The 18,799-nt window shown below is 39.3% G+C and carries 16 protein-coding genes and 4 pseudogenes; 4 read left to right on the top strand and 16 right to left on the bottom strand.

Annotated elements, in window-relative coordinates; genetic code table 11:
* Positions 1 to 2 precede the first annotated feature (2 nt).
* The 4 genes from ribB to ACFINS_RS02725 all read right to left on the bottom strand — a co-directional run bounded on the left by ribB (position 3) and on the right by ACFINS_RS02725 (position 4,210).
* Positions 3 to 1,106 carry a 3,4-dihydroxy-2-butanone-4-phosphate synthase gene (ribB, locus tag ACFINS_RS02740; protein ID WP_375688813.1) on the bottom strand — a complete coding sequence of 368 codons (1,104 nt, stop codon included), beginning with the start codon at positions 1,104 to 1,106 and terminating at the stop codon, positions 3 to 5.
* Positions 1,107 to 1,121: 15 nt separating this feature from the next.
* Positions 1,122 to 2,210, bottom strand: coding sequence for a chorismate synthase (aroC, locus tag ACFINS_RS02735; RefSeq protein ID WP_375611121.1), 1,089 nt, complete (start codon positions 2,208 to 2,210; stop codon positions 1,122 to 1,124).
* Between the two features lie 148 nt (positions 2,211 to 2,358).
* Positions 2,359 to 3,177 (bottom strand): enoyl-ACP reductase FabI, encoded by an 819-nt coding sequence (fabI, locus tag ACFINS_RS02730; protein ID WP_273787904.1) that lies wholly within the window; start codon positions 3,175 to 3,177, stop codon positions 2,359 to 2,361.
* 127 nt (positions 3,178 to 3,304) lie between these two features.
* Positions 3,305 to 4,210 (bottom strand): DnaJ C-terminal domain-containing protein, encoded by a 906-nt coding sequence (locus ACFINS_RS02725; RefSeq protein ID WP_375620646.1) that lies wholly within the window; start codon positions 4,208 to 4,210, stop codon positions 3,305 to 3,307.
* Between the two features lie 325 nt (positions 4,211 to 4,535).
* Here ACFINS_RS02725 and pdxH point away from each other — a divergent pair, with 325 nt between their 5' ends.
* Positions 4,536 to 5,159, top strand: coding sequence for a pyridoxamine 5'-phosphate oxidase (gene pdxH, locus ACFINS_RS02720; RefSeq protein ID WP_375705880.1), 624 nt, complete (start codon positions 4,536 to 4,538; stop codon positions 5,157 to 5,159).
* 238 nt (positions 5,160 to 5,397) lie between these two features.
* On the opposite strand, the gene ubiA is transcribed toward pdxH, so the two are convergent.
* Entirely contained in the window at positions 5,398 to 6,402 is a 1,005-nt protein-coding gene (gene ubiA, locus ACFINS_RS02715; protein ID WP_375611118.1) for a 4-hydroxybenzoate octaprenyltransferase, read from the bottom strand.
* Positions 6,403 to 6,492: 90 nt separating this feature from the next.
* On the opposite strand from ubiA, the gene purD reads away from it, so the two are divergent.
* The gene (gene purD, locus ACFINS_RS02710; RefSeq protein WP_375638048.1) at positions 6,493 to 7,767 is read left to right on the top strand and encodes a phosphoribosylamine--glycine ligase; all 1,275 of its coding nucleotides are present in this window, start codon (positions 6,493 to 6,495) and stop codon (positions 7,765 to 7,767) included.
* 1,085 nt (positions 7,768 to 8,852) lie between these two features.
* On the opposite strand, the gene ACFINS_RS02705 is transcribed toward purD, so the two are convergent.
* The 3 genes from ACFINS_RS02705 to ACFINS_RS02695 form a co-directional block, all read right to left on the bottom strand.
* Positions 8,853 to 9,380 (bottom strand): DUF6101 family protein, encoded by a 528-nt coding sequence (locus ACFINS_RS02705; protein ID WP_375638047.1) that lies wholly within the window; start codon positions 9,378 to 9,380, stop codon positions 8,853 to 8,855.
* Positions 9,381 to 9,524: 144 nt separating this feature from the next.
* Positions 9,525 to 10,934, bottom strand: coding sequence for an FAD-binding oxidoreductase (locus ACFINS_RS02700; RefSeq protein ID WP_375611115.1), 1,410 nt, complete (start codon positions 10,932 to 10,934; stop codon positions 9,525 to 9,527).
* Positions 10,935 to 10,936: 2 nt separating this feature from the next.
* On the bottom strand, positions 10,937 to 11,899 hold the full coding sequence (locus tag ACFINS_RS02695) for an L-threonylcarbamoyladenylate synthase (protein WP_375613034.1): 963 nt from the start codon (positions 11,897 to 11,899) through the stop codon (positions 10,937 to 10,939).
* A 278-nt stretch (positions 11,900 to 12,177) separates the two neighbouring features.
* Between ACFINS_RS02695 and ACFINS_RS02690 the strand changes: the two are divergent.
* Both ACFINS_RS02690 and ACFINS_RS02685 read left to right on the top strand, forming a co-directional pair.
* Positions 12,178 to 12,458: pseudogene (locus tag ACFINS_RS02690) on the top strand (type II toxin-antitoxin system RelB/DinJ family antitoxin).
* Between the two features lie 9 nt (positions 12,459 to 12,467).
* Positions 12,468 to 12,740 carry a type II toxin-antitoxin system YafQ family toxin gene (locus tag ACFINS_RS02685; RefSeq protein WP_375640341.1) on the top strand — a complete coding sequence of 91 codons (273 nt, stop codon included), beginning with the start codon at positions 12,468 to 12,470 and terminating at the stop codon, positions 12,738 to 12,740.
* Positions 12,741 to 12,801: 61 nt separating this feature from the next.
* Here the strand turns inward: ACFINS_RS02685 and ACFINS_RS02680 are convergent, their stop codons facing one another.
* The 8 genes and pseudogenes from ACFINS_RS02680 to ACFINS_RS02645 form a co-directional block, all read right to left on the bottom strand.
* The gene (locus tag ACFINS_RS02680; protein WP_375611113.1) at positions 12,802 to 13,020 is read right to left on the bottom strand and encodes a hypothetical protein; all 219 of its coding nucleotides are present in this window, start codon (positions 13,018 to 13,020) and stop codon (positions 12,802 to 12,804) included.
* Positions 13,013 to 13,219 carry a hypothetical protein gene (locus ACFINS_RS02675; protein ID WP_375611112.1) on the bottom strand — a complete coding sequence of 69 codons (207 nt, stop codon included), beginning with the start codon at positions 13,217 to 13,219 and terminating at the stop codon, positions 13,013 to 13,015. Before ACFINS_RS02675 ends, ACFINS_RS02680 begins: the two co-directional genes overlap by 8 nt.
* Positions 13,152 to 13,378 (bottom strand): annotated as a pseudogene (locus ACFINS_RS02670) (hypothetical protein). The gene ACFINS_RS02675 and the pseudogene ACFINS_RS02670 overlap by 68 nt, the downstream one beginning before the upstream one ends.
* Positions 13,375 to 13,730 (bottom strand): annotated as a pseudogene (locus ACFINS_RS02665) (lysozyme); the annotation flags it as partial. The pseudogenes ACFINS_RS02670 and ACFINS_RS02665, both read right to left, overlap by 4 nt.
* Positions 13,725 to 14,737, bottom strand: a pseudogene (locus ACFINS_RS02660) (hypothetical protein); the annotation flags it as partial. The pseudogenes ACFINS_RS02665 and ACFINS_RS02660, both read right to left, overlap by 6 nt.
* A 755-nt stretch (positions 14,738 to 15,492) precedes the next feature.
* Positions 15,493 to 15,942: a hypothetical protein gene (locus ACFINS_RS02655; RefSeq protein ID WP_375649282.1), complete on the bottom strand. Its 450-nt coding sequence runs from the start codon at positions 15,940 to 15,942 to the stop codon at positions 15,493 to 15,495.
* Between the two features lie 177 nt (positions 15,943 to 16,119).
* Complete coding sequence (locus tag ACFINS_RS02650; RefSeq protein WP_375646848.1) at positions 16,120 to 16,521, bottom strand: hypothetical protein; 402 nt, start codon at positions 16,519 to 16,521, stop codon at positions 16,120 to 16,122.
* Positions 16,518 to 18,799: hemagglutinin repeat-containing protein (locus ACFINS_RS02645; RefSeq protein WP_375705879.1), on the bottom strand; the 2,282-nt coding region annotated here is incomplete at its 5' end. The genes ACFINS_RS02645 and ACFINS_RS02650, both read right to left, overlap by 4 nt.

Raw genomic sequence — 18,799 nt, 5'->3', positions numbered from 1 at the left:
CCTCAAAAAATATCTGTTCTGGATATACGAACTCCAAAACCTTCCAAACCTACATAATGATGCTCTTTAGAAGCATAAACAATAACAGAGCCTATCCCTAAATATTTTAAAATTTGTGATCCTAAACCAATTTTGCGCCATTCTTCTTCGCGTTCAATCGCCTGCACATGGTTTTCTGAACTGTTTCTTGTCATGTTTTGAATACCAACAGTTGATTGTATAACAGATCCTTCACGCAAATAAATAAATACGCCACGTTTTTCTTTTTCCATCATACGCCGCATCATCACCATAATATCTGAAGTTTGACAAAAAACGTCACTTATAATGTTTTCATGATGTAAATGCACAGGAATATTCTCACCCTCACGGACATCACCAAAAACAATTGCAATATGCTGAACGACTTCCCAAGGGAGTTGATAACTTTGAACAATAGCGGGACCTACGAATGTTTCAATAGGCATTTCTCCAACATGCTTGATCAATATTTCCTTACGTTGGCGGTAAGCAATTAAATCTGCAACCGTTATAATATGCAACCGATGTTCTTGCGCAAATTTCATAATCTGATCGCCATGTTTAACGCTTCCATCATCATTAACTAACTCACCGATAACACCAACCGGCGGCAAATTAGCTAATTTACATAAATCAACAGCAGCCTCCGTGTGACCTGAACGCATGAGCACTCCCCCTTCATGCGCAATTAAAGGAAAAACATGCCCTGGACGAACAAAATCATCCGCACTTGCATTTGAATTCGCAAGATTACGTACAGCTAATGTACGGTCATGCGCTGAAATTCCTGTTGTTATGCCGTGTTTAAAATCAACAGTAACCGTAAACTGCGTCCCATGTGCAGAGTTATTATCTGGTACCATAGGAGAAAGATTAAACCGTTTTGCTTCTTTTTTTGGCATAGGTGTGCACACAATACCTGTTGTGTGACGAAGAATAAACGCCATCTTTTCTTCTGTACAATGCGCTGCAGCAACAGTTAAATCACCCTCATTTTCACGGTCATCATCATCTGTCACCACAACAATTTCACCGCGTTCAAAAGCTTTAAGTGCAGAAACAATTTTTTTTTCATCATACGCCATTGTTCACCTTTTCAATCACCCAACTTGACCGCGATGTCTTAGATAATGGTCAGCAATAGCACAAGCAACCATCGCTTCACCAACAGGAACGGCACGAATCCCAACACATGGATCATGACGTCCCTTTGTTATAACGTCTATATCATGACCATCAACATCAATGGAACGACGAGGTGTTAAAATTGATGAAGTAGGCTTTACAGCAAAACGCGCAACAATTGGCTGTCCACTCGATATTCCCCCTAAAATACCACCAGCATGATTGGATAAAAAAAGCGGTTTTCCATCATTTCCCATTCGCATTTCATCGGCATTTTCTTCTCCCCTCAAGCGGGCTGCCGCAAAACCATCACCAATTTCCACACCTTTTACCGCATTAATCGACATAAGTAACGAGGTAATATCTTGATCAAGCTTTGCGTAAATAGGGGCTCCTAAACCTGCCGGAACATTTTCTGCAACGATCTCAACAACCGCACCAACAGATGTCCCCTCTTTACGGAGTTTACTGATATAGTCACTAAAAATGTGAACCATCTCTGCATCAGCTGTAAAAAAAGGATTATTATTAACCTCTGACCAATCCCAACGATCACGATTAATATTATGAGGACCAATTGCTATCACTGCTCCTCGTACAATCAAACCAGGAACGATTTTACGAGCAAATGCACCTGCTGCAACACGTGCTGCCGTCTCCCGTGCCGAAGTACGTCCCCCGCCTCGAAAATCACGAATGCCATATTTAATATCATAAGTATAATCCGCATGTCCTGGACGATACTGATGAGCAATTGCTCCATAATCTTGAGAGCGTTGATCTGTGTTTCGAATCAACAGAGAAATTGGTGTACCTGTTGTCACCAATGTCGTTCCATCGTCTTGAACAACAACTCCTGAAAGGACCTCTACTTCATCTGGTTCTCGGCGCTGCGTTGTGTATTTTGATTGTCCTGGCTTGCGTTTATCAAGATAAGCTTGAACTTCTGCAAGAGTAAAAATAATTCCAGGTGGACAACCATCAATGACACAACCAAGAGCAGCACCATGACTTTCACCCCATGTTGTTACACGAAACAAATGACCAAATGTATTATGCGACATGAAAAAAGATCCATTTCTCTGTCAAATATATACAACGATAACGTATGTTGTGTGCTATACACAAAACAGCTCTTTTCTCCCAAATACTCTTGGACACCTTAAATTTGGTCAAATTACTGCTGTCTAATAAAATCTTATAAACCAAACTTTATTCTTTAACGACAGAAATGTCTGGGGCATCAACTGCCTTCATACCTATGATATTATAACCCGAATCGACATGATGGACTTCACCGGTAACAGAACGAGACAAATCTGAAAGAAAATAAAGTGCAGAATCACCAACCTCTTCAATTGTTACCGTACGACGTAATGGAGCATTATATTCATTCCATTTTAAAATATAACGAAAATCACCAATACCAGAAGCCGCTAACGTTTTAATTGGTCCAGCAGATATAGCATTAACACGAATATTTTGGGGACCTAAATCTACCGCTAAATATTTCACGCTCGCTTCAAGAGCGGCTTTGGCAACCCCCATTACATTATAATTGGGAACAACCTTTTCTGCACCATAATAGGTTAGTGTCAAGATTGAACCACCATCTGGCATCAATTTTTCTGCACGCTTCGTTAGAGCTGTTAGGGAATAAACGGAAATATTCATGGTCATCATAAAATTTGATTCGCTGATATCAATATAACGACCACTTAATTCATCTTTATCAGAAAAACCAATAGCATGAACTAAAAAATCAAGTTTTCCCCATTTCTTCTCTATTTCTCTAAAGACCGTATCAATAGAGACACTGTCAGAAACATCACAATGTCCACAAACAAATCCCTTTAATTCTTCAGCCAAAGGCTCGACACGCTTTTTCATTGCTTCACCCTGATAGGTAAAAGCAAGCTCTGCCCCTGCGCTACTTGCCGCTTTAGCGATTCCCCAAGCGATGGAGCGATTATTGGCCAACCCCAAAATTAAACCACGCTTACCGTACAATAAACCATTACCCTTAGCCATCAGCACTGCCCCATTGTTACTTAAAATTAGTATTATTCACCTGCCTATGACACAGGTCAACTTTTTCTTCAAGCAATTGGTTTAAAATCAAACAAAAACTACGCTTTTATATATAAAATTTTTAAAATTAATCTTGTTGCATTTGCAAAAACTGTTCTAGTGCGGCGGCATTTTCATCTCCCGGCAACATAATGCGAACATGCACATAAAGATCATCTCTTGTACCATTTTTTAAACGAAGCCCTTTCCCTTTCAACCGTAAAACGCGATCAGAACTTGACCACGCAGGAATCGTTAAAACCACACGCCCCTCCAACGTCTCAACTTCTTCTTTTGCTCCCAAAACAGCATGTTTGAGAGAAACTGGTAAATCAAGATGGAGTGCTCTTCCTTCAACCCGAAAACGAGGATGTTTTTGAATCTGAATGGTTATTAACGCATCTCCTGCTTGCCCGTGAGGTACCTCTTCTCCCTGACCTTTTAAACGAATAGTCTGTCCGTCTTCAATATAATCTGGCAGTTTAATTTTTAACTTTTTTCCATTTGGAAAAACAGCTTCCACCTTTTCTGCGCCAACCATCTGCTCTAATGTTATGGCAAGATTAGCACGAACATGTGCTCCTTGTTGGGGACGGTTATAGTGTGTAGAATTCGAAAAGCTACCTCCTCCTCCAAACAGATCCCGAAAAATATCACTCGCATCAAAACTTGCACCACCTGAAGAGGAAAAATCAAATCCCTTTGCTCTTCCTGAAAAGGGATTTTGTTTATTGCTAAAATTTTCACCAGCACCATAGGCTTGATAAAGCGGTTTTCCTTCCATATCAATTTCACCGCGGTCAAATTGTGCCTTTTTATCTTTATCACCTATAATTTCATAGGCTTGATTAATTTCAGCAAATTTCTCTTTAGCCTTTGTATCATCTTTATTATGGTCTGGATGATATTTCTTCGCTAATCTTCTAAATGCCGATTTAATCTCTTGCGATTTTGCGGTACGTGCCACACCCAGAATCGTGTAGGGATCACGCATATTGCCCTCTTTTCAATTTCTTCGTTTTCAAAATATCAACTGATACGTTGTTCAATATCCCTTATAGCTTCATCAGTCTATTCTAAAGAATAATTTCTTCTTTTCTCTTTATATGTCTATCAATAAACTAAAATACCAGATAAAATGAGATATTTATTTAATATAGCTCCTTGTAGTCTATGCTAAAGTAAAAATAATTAAACTACCATAGAAATACACGATAGCATTGGCTTTTTGAAAATAAGAAAAAATGGTACTGTGACTTCTTGATGATAAAGTAAATGAGAAAATGCCTCACCCATGCTCACTGATATTTGGAGAAACTATGAGCAAAAAAATACCAACAGATGATCATTTTATGCAAATGCAAAAACCTTTTGAACTTTTCGCAAAGTGGCTTGAAGAGGCAACGATAAGTGAAATAAATGATCCGAATGCTATGGCATTAGCAACAGTTGACGAAACAGGACTCCCTAATGTTCGTATGGTTCTCCTCAAAGACTACAATCCCCAAGGCTTTGTCTTCTATACCAATTATGAAAGCTGTAAAGGACAAGAAATTTTAAAATCAATGAAAGCATCCTTAGGTTTTCATTGGAAATCACTCCGTCGTCAAGTCAGAATTAGAGGAATCGTTGAAAAAGTAAGTCAACAGGAAGCCGATGCCTATTTCCAATCGCGACCACGTGGTAGTCGAATTGGTGCATGGGCCTCTAAACAATCTCAACCTTTAGACAATCGTTTTGTGCTCGAAAAAGCAATTGCTCAATATACTGCGCGTTATGCTCTAGGCAATATTCCACGACCACCTTATTGGTCTGGGTTTCGTGTTAAACCCCTTTCTATAGAGTTCTGGTGCGATCGTCCATTTCGTTTACATGATCGTCTGCTTTTTACACGGGATTGTGTTGAACACAGCGATTGGAAAAGACAAAAACTTTATCCCTAATCCTTCAAACTTCATCGTTATGAAGATTTTTTCTTCGCAACAATTAAACAAATATTTTTTATTCGAAAAATTCTAAAAGAAGATGATTTATTTTATTTAAATAGAAGAATTTTATTTTCACTGTAAAGGTTAATTGGTGATATTTTCTACTGTATTGCTTAAAAGTAGATTAGCAACAAGCTTATTAAAAAAAAACATACTGTATTCAGTAGAAACTATGATTTTAGCTAACTTATTTTTAGACCGCAGGATAAAATATCATCCATATACCCCCACATACTAAACCAGCAAAAATCACAAAACCAATAAGCGAATTAGATTTGAAAAGCCTAAGGCATTGTGAACTATCATCTATATCAATGACTTTAATTTGAATAAACATATGGATGCTTGCCACAAAAATCCCCAAAAAACTAAGAACAGGAACTCCAGCTAAATAAAATGCTAGACTAACGAACATCACAAAACCACCATACAAAAATACTAAAGCACGCTTGGTTGCTTTACCAAAAAGAAGAGCCGTAGAACGGACACCAACAGTAATGTCATCTTCTTTATCTTGATGTGCGTAGATTGTGTCGTATCCTATGGTCCACAAAATTGATCCCACATAAAGCAAGATTGGTGCCCAGCTTAAACTTCCAAAGACAACAGCCCACCCCATTAATGCCCCCCAATTAAATGCAACGCCTAAAAAAAACTGCGGCCAATATGTTACGCGTTTCATAAAAGGATAAAATGCAACAGCTATCAATGACGAAATACCTAGAAAAAAACTAAACCTATTAAATTGTGATAAAACAACTAAACCAACTAAACATTGCACAAGTATAAAAACTCTTGCTTGCAACCGACTCACATGACCTGTCGGCAATGGGCGAGAACGTGTCCTTTCTACCTGAGCATCAATTTTATGGTCAATAAGATCATTCCAAGTACATCCTGCCCCTCGCATAGCAATAGACCCCAGAAAAAAAAGAAAAAGATACCAAACCCAATGAAGAAACATTGATAAAAGAGTATCGTAATGCATGTTATAAGAGAAAAAAGCCATTGTTGTTGACCAAAAACAAGGCCACATCAACAATTGCCAACCGATAGGCCGATCCCAACGCGCCAATTGCGCATAAAACCATAAAGAACGGGGAAGGAAGCTGTAGACCCATTGTTTGGAAGATGCATCCATAACCCGTCCTTGGCTATCATAGGACTGAACATGCGCGATATTTTTATTTTTTTTCATCAAATGATTTACCTTTGGTCTTGCGATAGAGACATTTCATTCTTATGAGAAGGGGATGAGATTAATTATCTTTTATGAGAGGAGCAAGCAATGAATATTCTTCTTATTGGCTCAGGTGGACGAGAACATGCTTTAGCATGGAAAATAGCAGCATCACCACTGCTAACAAAGTTATATTGTGCTCCTGGAAATCCTGCAACAACAGAATTTGGTGAAAATATTAATTTGAACATTGATGACCATCCCCTTGTTATTGATTTTTGTAAAGCACATTCTATTGATCTTGTAATTGTAGGACCAGAAGCACCCTTGGTGGCGGGTATAACAGACTCTCTTAATAGCGCTAACATCTGTGTATTTGGTCCTACTCAAAAAGCTGCTCAACTAGAAGGTTCAAAAGCCTTTACAAAAGATTTATGTCGGAAGAATAACATTCCTACAGGAAGTTACCAATGCTTTAATGATGCCTCTAAAGCTAAAGCTTACATTCAGCAACAAGGTGTTCCCATTGTTATTAAAGCTGATGGCTTAGCAGCTGGCAAAGGTGTCGTGGTTGCAACAACTATGGAAGAAGCGTTTAACGCAGTTGATGCCTGCTTCAAAAGTACATTTGGAGATGCAGGAAACAAAATTGTTGTAGAATCTTTTCTTGAAGGTGAAGAAGCAAGCTTCTTCTGCCTTTGTGATGGTAAAGTTGCTCTTCCTTTTGGATCTGCTCAAGATCATAAACGTGTAGGTGATGGGGATACTGGAGCAAACACCGGTGGTATGGGTGCTTATTCACCAGCGCCCATCATGACCCAAGAAATAGTGAATCGTACTCTCAAAGAAATTGTTGAACCAGCTTTAAAAAGCATGAAAGAAATGGGCGCCCCCTTTAAAGGTATTCTCTTCGTCGGATTAATGATAACGCAAAAAGGACCCGAATTAATTGAATTTAACGTACGATTCGGTGATCCTGAATGTCAAGTTTTAATGATGCGCCTCAAAGATGATATTTTGCCAATTTTTCTTGCTGCATCTCAAGGAAAACTTGAAAATAAGCCTCTTCGGTGGTCTGAAAAAACAGCTCTCACCGTTGTTATGGCTGCTAGTGGTTATCCAGACTCTCCCCAAAAAGGTACTGTTATCCGTAACGTTGATCAAGTAAACACTCTTCCCGATGTGAAAGTTTTTCAAGCTGGTACAGTGTTGCGTGATGGAGAACTCATTGCAAATGGTGGACGTGTACTCAATATAACTGCAACAGGAAAAACGATTACGCATGCACAAAAACGTGCTTATGAAGCTGTTGATTGTATTGATTGGCCAGAAGGTTTTGTTCGTCGAGATATCGGATGGAGAGCCGTTGCGCGAGAAAATTAAATCCTTTGAATATTCTTTTTTTACGATTTTCTTATTTTATATAAGAGCATGATACAAAAATTTTCTCACTGTTTTACGTTGACCATAACTTTGAAAAAATAAGTGTGCTTTCCTTTGAACAATCAAATATTGTAAATAGGATATCTACTCATAATAAAATAGGAAAATTTTCTGAATCTGAAGATGTAATATAAAATAATCATTTTACTGTTGTCTTTACTTTAAACGCATTTTCTCATCATTTTTATAAACACTTTCTTTCTTATAAAATCCTGAGGAAAAACGTATATACTATCATTCCTTTTATTTATCGCGTTTTTAGTGAAATTCCGCTTTTACGAAAAATAAAATGCCCAAAAAAGATAGTTATGTTATTCACATACAAATTCTTAAACAATATCTCTCATGCTTATCATTCCCATTTTACGACACTACCTGCAAATAGTATAAATCCATTCTGCCAGCTTTCTGGAATAAAAATAAAAACCTATACCATCATTGTATTTTCCAATTCTCAATATTACGATAACCCTTTCTATCTAAATGATTTTGATTATAAAAGAGAGATGAAATAAGAATATTCTGCAATATTCAAAGCTTTCATTCAACATGGAGAAATGATTTATAAAAAAAAATTCAAAAACACTTCCAGTAATCTTCTGGTGTTTTTAATAATGTGGCAAAAACCCAAAATTATACCGCAAAAAAACAGTTTCTATTGTTATGAAAACCGTTTTTACCTCTCTGAAAAAAGCGTTTTATATCATCGATTCCTGCTGCCAATGTATGGTGTCAAAAAACTCTCATTTACAATCATTGACTTTCTCTTTGTTTTCAAGAACCAAAAGTCACACCAAATCCCGTCTGTAAAGGTCTGAATTCTCATTAAGCGGGTTCCTCTTGCTTCCCACTCCTATGCTGCACTTACACAAATACCTACAAGCAAACTTAAGAATATTTGCCATATCTTCTAAAACACTTCATGTGTGAAGTTTACACGCCTTATATTACCGCTCCAAACAACGATGTTTTTCAGCACAACAAGATAAATGCTGACGGTAGTACAAAAATGAATACATGTTAATTTACTGGAGTGCAATTCGATTCGCAATCACCAAACGCAAGCCTAACGGATTGCTATAACGAAGTAAAAAATGCTTTTGTTTAGAATGTGCTGTTGTACCAAAAAATCGATGTAAATCAGAACGATCTTTTACAACCAGAATGCGATTATCTTCATTGATCATAAGCATGGGAAGGCCATAAGTATCCGCCCATAACCGCCAATCCAGAAGAACATTATTCAAATCTCTGGAAACCAAAAGCGGTATACAAGCTTCCTCATCGGCATGAAGTAATTCTAATGAAACAGCTCTTTCTCCTGAACGCGTTTTTACGGTACGTGCTGCAATTCCTTGAAAATGATAAGGGGGTATTAAATGCGATAAGCTTGAAGGCATATCCGTTTTAAAAGAAACACCACGCTCATTTAACGAACAAATAACCTGATTACCCGTTTTGGATGAAAAATATGTCGTCGTTTGTGGCAAATGGCACGGATCTAACCGAAATTCAAGCACCGCTTTTGCCTGATTAAAGCATTGATTAGCCATATACATTATCCCAATTTATCTTAAATAACATACACCCTTTAGCAGCTTTTTCTCATTGGATTATTAAAAGTTTGAATAAAAAACAACTGGTTTCTTTTTTGGTTATTAAAATCTAAACAAAAATGCATGATCACCATTCTTGAATTATAATACTTTTCCAGGATTCATTATCCCTAAAGGATCGAGTGTTTTTTTAATCCCTTGCATAATATCCAATGCGACAGGCGATTTAAAAGAACGAAGTTCTTCGCGCTTAAGCTGACCAATTCCATGCTCAGCAGAAAATGCACCTCTATAGTCCACCACTAAACTATGAATGCGATGATTCATTGTTGACCATAACTGCAAAAACACTGTCGTATCAGCTCCTACAGGTTGTGTAATATTATAATGTAAATTTCCATCGCCCATGTGTCCAAAACAAATCACCTGTGCTCCTGGAGCAATATCTTCAACAATGAGCGCTGCCTCAGCAATAAAATCAGGAATAGAAGCAAGTGGGATTGCAATATCATGCTTAATGGACCCTCCTGCTAACTTTTGTGCTGATGATATACTTTCTCGTAATTGCCAAAAAAAATCTTGCTGTTTTAAAGATTGCGCAACAACTGCATCTTCTATCACCGCGTTCTTTAAAGCTTCTTCTAAAATAGTACTCAATACCGATAACGCCTCATCATTGCCTTGCAACGATGAAATGTTCATTAATACATACCATTCATGTTTCCGCTGAAGAGGAGGCTTCTCACACATCTTATAATCTAAAGCCATTTGCAAACTGGGATTTCCCATGAGCTCAAAACCTGTCAACATCCCTCCTCCATATTCTTGAGCCAGAGATAAAAACTCTAAGGCCTTCGCCGGACTATATAATCCCACCAAAGCAACAGCTTTTCCTTTTATTTTTGGAAACATCTTCAAAACGGCTGCGGTTATAACTCCCAATGTGCCTTCTGCACCAATAAAAAGATCTTTTAAATCATAACCGCTATTGTCTTTTTTAACAAAACGCAAATCATCTAAAATACGCCCATCCGGTAAAACAACTTCTAAACCAAGACAAAGATCACGCATATTGCCATAAGCTAAAACAGCTGTCCCTCCAGCATTCGACGAAAGATTTCCTCCTACTTGGCAAGAACCTTCAGATGCCAAAGAAAGAGGGAAAAAACGACCTGATTCATCCACTTTTTTCTGTAAATCCTGTAAAATAACACCAGCCTCTACAACAACAAAATTTCCCTCAAGATTTATAGCTCTAATCTTATTTAATCGCTCCATGGATAAAAGAACGCTCCCTCCTCCTTCATCTGGTTGTTGTCCCCCCACAAGCCCTGTATTTCCACCCTGTGGCACAATCGGTGTGCGCGTTTTGCTCGCTAACTGCATAATCGATGAGACCTCTGCGCAAGAAGATGGACGTAAAAGTAAAGGTGTTTTTCCATGAAAAAGCCCACGCTCTTCAAGCAAATACGGTGCAATCAAAGCTTGATCCGTTATAGCATGCTTAGCACCAACAATTTCCCTAAACCCTTCAATTAATTCCTGCTCCATGTTCATTTCTCCTTTGGAGCCGCAGCCCGTATAAGACGATCATTGATAGCCTCTCCTAATCCGTATGATGGAATAGGTTCTACTGCGATACATCTCACTTTAAATGAATCTAATTCCTTCATATATTGAAATAAATGAGAGGCTGCCTCTTCCAACTTTCCATCTTCGCTAAGGTTTAAAATAGAAACGGCATTTTCAGCCCCCATAACACGCTTTGAACCAAATGCTAAAAGCGCTTCACCATTTTCCACCTTTTCTACATTCAAACGAACCGTAGCATTGGGAGCATAATGTGATTTTAACATCCCAGGAGCTTCAATCGCCGCCCTTTGATCTATCCGTTTTAAAGGCTTCCCCACAACCTCTTCAATTTCATCAGCCGCAAGCCCCCCTGGACGCAAAAGATAAATATTTTCACCACAAATTTTAATAATCGTTGATTCCAGCCCTATTTTAGCAGGCCCTCCGTCCAATATCAAAGGAACAGATTCCCCCAAAGATGCAAAAACAGCCTCAGCTGAAGTAGGGCTAAGACGTCCCGATTGATTCGCACTAGGAGCAGCAAGTGGACGGCCAAAATGTTGTACCACTTCCGCAAAACGACTGTCTGGAAAACGAACAGCCAAGGTATTCAAACCAGAGGTTGTTAAAGGATGGATATTATGCTGTTCCTTTAAAGGCAAAACCAATGTCAAAGGCCCTGGCCAAAATTCCTCTATTAATTGGCGTGAAAGAAAGTCAATTTTAACATAACGTTCCGCCATTTCGATGCCGCTAACATGCGCAATAAGAGGATTAATTTGTGGACGACCCTTTGTAGAGTAAATAGAAGAAATTGCCCTCCCATTGGTTGCATCGCCCGCTAATCCATAAACAGTTTCTGTTGGTAACGCTACTAACTTCCCTTGTTCAAGAAGCGCTATTGCCTCTCTTATCGAAGCACTATCGAGTGGTAGAATCGTCATGACACATCATTTCTATAACACTCTTTTAGTGATATTATGCTCTTTTTTATTCATATATCACATTGATTTATATGTTTTTTTAAAGTATGGGGTTCATAAATAAAGGTTAGGGAATAGGATTTTCCAATATTCTTCTACAAAACATATCTTATTCTTCTAACTTTCTCTAATAATTTTTTGAATTTTGCTAAGTTCTCTTGTGAAAAGCTATTGTTGAAACTCTTGACATAGACTTAACGTGCAGTACATTGTACTACAATTGAATAGGGGATTTAGAAATGGGAAAAATTCAAGCCCGCATACCTGATCAAGTTCAAGAAATTGCAAGTGCAGTTATTAAGTCTACGGGTTTAACTGTATCGGATGCAGTACGCATGTTTATGACCCGCATTGCTAGAGATCGAACATTACCGCTTGGATCTTTCAACCAAATCCGGAAACATTACGAGCTATCGAGGATGCCGAAATGGGATGCGTCGAACGTACATCATTAGACAGCTTAAGGACCATGATACGCGAAGATAGAACCGAAATGCGTAAATCTGAAAAGAAAACCTAAGCTTGCTATATTGTCTATACGCGTTCATTCCGGTCTGACCTTAAACGTGAAAGCAAAGGTAGGTATGCTAATACACTAGAGAAGGATTTGCTGCTTGTGGTCAAAGCGTTAGCGGAGAATGAACCGCTAAAAGCGCATTGGAGAGATCATGCGCTAACAGGTCAATGGCGCAATTGTCGTGATTGTCATATCAAGCCAGATTTAGTTTTGATCTATCGAAAGCCGAATACCAAAACACTAGGGCTCTTACGACTTGGTTTGCATTCTGAACTACGCTTATGATTGGATCTCCAATTCATAGTAAAAAGAATTTTTCGAAGTTTTTGCTTGTATGACAGTTTTTCTAATTCTTTGAGAACCACTGCTTCAAATGAGCGAAGATGTTGTCTATCGCATCCATGAGGCGTGCAAAATCAAGAATAAGCAAAAAAAGAAAAAATGCTATCCACTTCATCAAGCGAGACATCATTTTCACGCTTTGATAGGTGATAATCATTTCTTGAAGCATTTCTTTTTCTGATTCTGTAAGCTCTGTGTGTTTTTTGGATTTTTTTCTAACCATGTTTCCACCCACACAAGCGTTCACCTAGATTATTGTGCTTTAAGATCTCTCTTGCTAAATTGGAACTGATGGCGTTCAGATCTTTCTTGTCTAAATAAATTGGCAACCAGCCAACACAAGAAGAAGCATATTTATTTGTCGTGCAACCAGTCAGAGAGAGCAGCACGCATATCAGCATCACTTTTTTGATTAACTTCACTTTCCACCTCCAGCCGTGTTGTGGCTGCTTTTAAAGCTTTTTCTGTTTGCTTTTGTTGCTCTGCTTTTTTCCCAAAAGTAAAAGCTCTTGCTAAGGTAATAAAAAAGCCGCTAAAGCCGCACCTGTTACCATCAAGTTTCTTTTCATCCATAAGATCATAGGCGGTACTCCTGAAAGCGTTTAGCTACAAAGAAAATACCAGTACATGCGGCTAAAACCATAATGGCGGCTAAAGCCCATTGAATGGGGCCATTGCCCACTAAAAATCCACCAAGCCCAGAAAAAGAACCAATAATCGGTGCCAATGCTTCTGCTTTGAAAACCCCCGTTGGTGCTTGCGTTTCTACTGTTTGATAATTGGAAGAAACATAAGCCCCTTTCGCCCATAGCCCTGCCTCTTCTACACGCCGGTGTACAAGACCTTGTAAACGTTTGCCTCCCGCTTTGGTCCATTTCTGCAATTCGGTTGGTACAGATTCATAATCCCCCGATTAAGCCTTTTAAGTAGTGTTCTATAGCCTTCTTGAGAGCTTAACGTGCTGCCTATGATTTTCATGGCAAGATCTGGATATTGCGTGAGTGCTTGTGCATCTTCATCGCTATACCCTTTAGAGCGTAAAAATTGCAAAGTTTGTTTATGTTGTGCGCGTTCCTTGTTGCCCTGCCGCATAAGGATAGATGCATTTGAAAAACTTTCTTGTGGTGTCTTTCCTAACGCAAGCCCTGCAAAAAAATCCATTAAATGCTCGGAAAATTCTGATTTTCTAAAACGCTCCCATAAGCTACTTGGATTTGCTCCTGTCTGAACAAAGTTATCAAGTGACTTGATATAATCTGTTTTTTGTTCAAGATCACCACTTGCTTTTAAATGCTCCTCTTCTGGTAAGTGTGCATTCAAATGTTTTTCTTCTCCTATAGGTGCATCAAAAAGCTTTTCCTCATCATTTCCAGAATCGTTTTTCAAAGAGTTTTCCGCTATAGATTTCTCATTAAGTTGAGCAATATAATCCATCACATCTTTTTGCTGTCGCCCAGCTTCATCCCCACTAGACTGATCAATGTTCCCAACAAGTGGAGATTGAGGAATCATTGATGCAACACCTCTCTGCTCTGAAAAGTCATGTTTTTGTTGCTCTGGTACCTCTTGTATCTTAACAGTATCCTTTGAAACATCCGGCAATGGAGGCATTTGGCGTTTTAAATCATCCATAGACATAATCAATTCTGCTGGCGTTTTTTCCCAGCTTGTTCTGTCCCTGCTTGAGAACCGCGAATAAGCTCTGTAAGACTCAATTTTTGCGGAGTATTATCCCCATTGCTCGCATCAAAAGGGTCTGTGCGACAAGCAGCCCGTTCTAAAAAACTTGGCTTGTATCGTCCTTCCAACGGCGTGCTTGGAGGCATCGAGCGTTATTGCAATAAATATCTAGGTAACTGCGGTATAACCTGATACATTAAAGGACGCAAAAATTTTGGATCAAACAACTTTAAAAGAGAATTTGTGTTTTCTTGTTCCATCACTGCACCCTTTCCATCTCACAGCCACGCTTGCTATAATCTACATGCAAAAAACCTATCGCCTTATGCAAGAAAACAGCTTCAGGTTTTGACTTCAAAACATCTTGTGCCATCACCCCGCGATAATGCTCTGGATAGCCCCTGTAGTTATACTCATAGAGTTTGTATCCATCTCGCTGCCCTACTCGTACGATATTTTCTTTCGCTCTGATGTTGCTAAGCCCAGCAAAAGTACCAAGGATAGTTCCAACATTTCCAACAATCTCCTACGGATTAGTTTTTTTTATATAACAAAATATTGATTTATAATAATAATCTAGCGTTATTTATATTGAATTAGCCTCCCGAATAACGTAGGATTCTCTCATTTCAAATCTGTTTATCTTGAATCAATCAAAATCACTTGCTTGCACATCATAAGCGGGGCTGATGTGTGGGTAAAAACTATAGAAGAAAGGAGTAAAAATGATTCTTATGAATCGTCTTAAGAGCCAAGGGCTGTAGCAACACCCACGAGCTGGTTTTGTACACTTTCAAAAATGATATCTTTACCTTCTCCCAAGGTGATATTCCCGCTCTGCTCACCATTTGCATAAACAGGATTGGTCCCAGCGATAATATCAGCGCCAACACCATGAATGCTGCCTTATTTAAAGTGCCACCCGCTTGAATAAAGAAGGAGACGGCTTTGATCCCCTACTTCATTCGTGATTTTATCCAACGACCTTTTAACGATGGGGAGGACGCTTTGGTGATCACTTTTGTAAAGCTTTTTGCTTTTGCTGACGTTTTCTTTCATCCTCAAAATGCGTTAGTAAAGCCCGTTCCTGTTTCGTTTTGTTGGTCACACCAAAGGTGTCATTGTCCATAAATTGCTGATATCCTGCTATCATTAAATTGCTTAGGAATGAGCCACTTTTGGGAGGTTGTGTAAAATAGAGCCCTTTTGAATCTTGCAATTTATACCGGAAACCTGCTTTTTTCATGCACTCATAAACTGAGGCAAATTCACTCGCATACGAATTCATATCACTAGAAGAAGCATAAACCGGTTTCCAACCACATTTTGATAAGGATTGTTGGATCATCGCTTTATCGACACCTGGTTTTTCCCATAATGCTAAAGTTGATGGAGGAGGTTGGTTAACACATCCAGCTGTATTTAAGAGAGCTATGCAACTCAATAGTTTTAAGATTTTCTTCATTTTTCCCCTCTTTCAATGGATTTATTTACTATAAAAAAGCTCATAAGCCTGTTGATATTTTCTGTCACCGCTGCTTAAAACAACGGTGAACAATATTGAGATGTTAGATTGAGAAAACAATCGCGCCATTCCAAGTGAAGGCAAGGATGGCGGATTGTTGATCATCACAAGCAAGACTTAAGGCTTGCATTCAGGTGCATTTTTATATTTTTTACAATAAGGGCTGTTTAAGCGCTTCTTGACACTGGGCCTCGGGATCACAGCACCTGGACGACATATGGGAAGGTTTTCGGCTTTATGATTCTCGCACCAAGTCCCTCCCCCCACTTTATCACGGAAACCTGATTGAACCATGCAAGCATAAATTGTTGCTTTTGCATTGATGCTCTGCTTTCTGTTTTCTGGAAATACATCATAAGGGGTTGGCATGCCACATTCTAATAATGCTTTTGCTACCTCAGTAAAATCTGCTCCCGATTTCTCCCAGGCTCCTATAGAGGAGGTAGGAGTTTTATTAAATTGACAACCAGTGATGATTAATAGAGTTAATGTACTCAATAATTTTAAAGGTTTTTTCATTTTTTACTCCATGATTTACTTGAAGGAACTTGTTCACGATGAGATGTGCCATAAGTCTTTTGGCACATATCGCTCGCATCTCCAAGGCAAGTATGGGAACTTATGGGATTTGTAGCCACTCTCAACCATTCTGTCCAAACGTTACTGCCAGCAGGGAGTGTCCCGTAGGTATAGCCATTGCCACCAATAATTCTGCTGACAAAGTCATATCTATTCCCATCAAAGCCAATAGTGGTTTGTTTGCCATCACTCACATAACCTAACAGACCGGATGCAACTAAAACATTAAAGGCTGGTCCATAGAAATTGATATTCGTGTTGTCGGCTATACCGTGCACACCTTCTTGTTTGAAAGAATTCAGCATATTCCCCAATGTCATTGTCCCGCGACTATGTCCATAAAGTTCTAATCCTGTAAGACCATAGCTATACATCAAATCTTTTGCTTCTTGTGTTGAATTGGTCAAACCCCAAAAGTTATTTTCCATAAACTTCTGATAGCCCGCGACTAGAAGTTCTGAGATAGCAGAATCAGCTTCTGGGAACACAACAAAATAAAGCGGTTCATTTTTATTCTCCGCATGTTGAACCGCATAAACAGCGGCTTCCTCTGGTGGAGTAAAGATGCCATTAAAGGACACATGCACCTTGCCATCAGCACCCTCTTGTAAATGCTGCTTTTCTTCATCCGTTAAATAATGTGCGTGAGGTATTTTTTGTCCACGAGCGTCTTTGATATACTGTCCATTTGCATCTATTTCATAGATTATATTACCCTTTTCATCACGGTCGACCACAGCGATGGGGTGCTCTTTGATAAACATGGTTTTATAGGAGTCATTACTGTATTTAAATCCTTCTTCTAAAAGTTGGGTTGCCATTTCACGGTTTTCATGGACGATTTGTTCCAGCTTGCCTGCATCGAGCTGTTGTACACCCTTATGGGCGGTGGCAGTATCACGATTAAGGGAGGCTATGGCTTGTTCCACATCTTGCCCTGTCAATGCCTTCTGCCCTGCTTCATCAGTAATGACAATGGTGCCATCGCTAATGGCGGATTTGGTGTATCCTTCCTCTGAATCTTTAGCTTTTGAATGATCTAAGACATTTTTAGCAATGTTTTTCCCGACACCATATTTGCCCTGATACATCGGACCACCCGCAGAAATGCTTAACCCTTGACTGCTGGCTTGAGCATGCGCACTGTTGCTGATATCACTGGTACTAATGCTTCCTGTGGTCAGGCTGTTTTTTTCTGCCGGCGCGGTGCTTTCAATAATACCTCCGGTCAGCGTTGTTTTATCTTTAACGTTGATCTTAAAACCACCATCACCCGCTTTGATGCCTGATTGCTCCACAACACTATGATAATCACTAGAGGATTTATCCTTGTTCAATGAAATATTGGTTGTGGCTGTACCTTCCTTTTCTCGGCTATTATAACCAATGGAAACAGAGTTTTGCTTGCTGGAACTGTGTCCCGTATCACTGCGGCTGGTAATGGCAAAATCACCCCCTACTTCCATTTCTACACGCTCTCCAGAAACCACGGCGCCTGCCAATGTGGTGTTTGCCCCACTCGTTGTGTGAACTGTGCCGGTGCCAATAATATGGCTGTTCTTCTGGTGAACCTCCTCACTGGAACCCTTGCCTTTACCAAAAGAAGCATTCCCCATCCACCCTGTACCACCGGTACCATAACTATACCCAATATTCATTGAAGCGCTTTGCGTGTGGTTTTCTGTGCTTTGCGTATTTTGCGCACTTTCAAAGATGATATCTTTACCTGCTCCCATGGTGATATTCCCGCTCTGTTCATCATTGCTTTGTATCGGGTTTGTACCGGCAATAATATCGGCTCCAACACCATGGATGCTACCTTTGTGGGCTTGCATATTAACAGCGCGTCCTGCTTCTATTGTACCTGTTACCGCAGTAGAGGTCTGAACAGAGGCTTCTGCCTTCTCTGTCTTAAAGCCCACGGTTACGCTAGCAGAAACATCAGCAATATCACGAATAGACTGTTTGTTTCCACTCTTCATCTCATTATAAAGACCTTTGCCTTTGCTATAGAGATCATAGCCTTTTAGACCAGCAATAAGACCATTGCCGATTTTGTGTTTTGTATCCCCATGACCAAAACGTTTGACTGCATCCTTTACATCTTTTACTGTACCAAGAATGCCCACATTGACAGAGCCTGTCACACCAGCAAAAGACTTTTCATGTGTCTCTTTGCCGTTAGAGGTATCATAGCTTTCTGATAGGGTGATATTAT

The sequence above is a fragment of the Bartonella sp. AA2SXKL genome (genome assembly GCF_042197205.1).
Classification (GTDB): domain Bacteria; phylum Pseudomonadota; class Alphaproteobacteria; order Rhizobiales; family Rhizobiaceae; genus Bartonella.
Note: the sequence above shows the minus strand (reverse complement) of the source record. Positions and strands in the feature narration are given on the sequence as shown.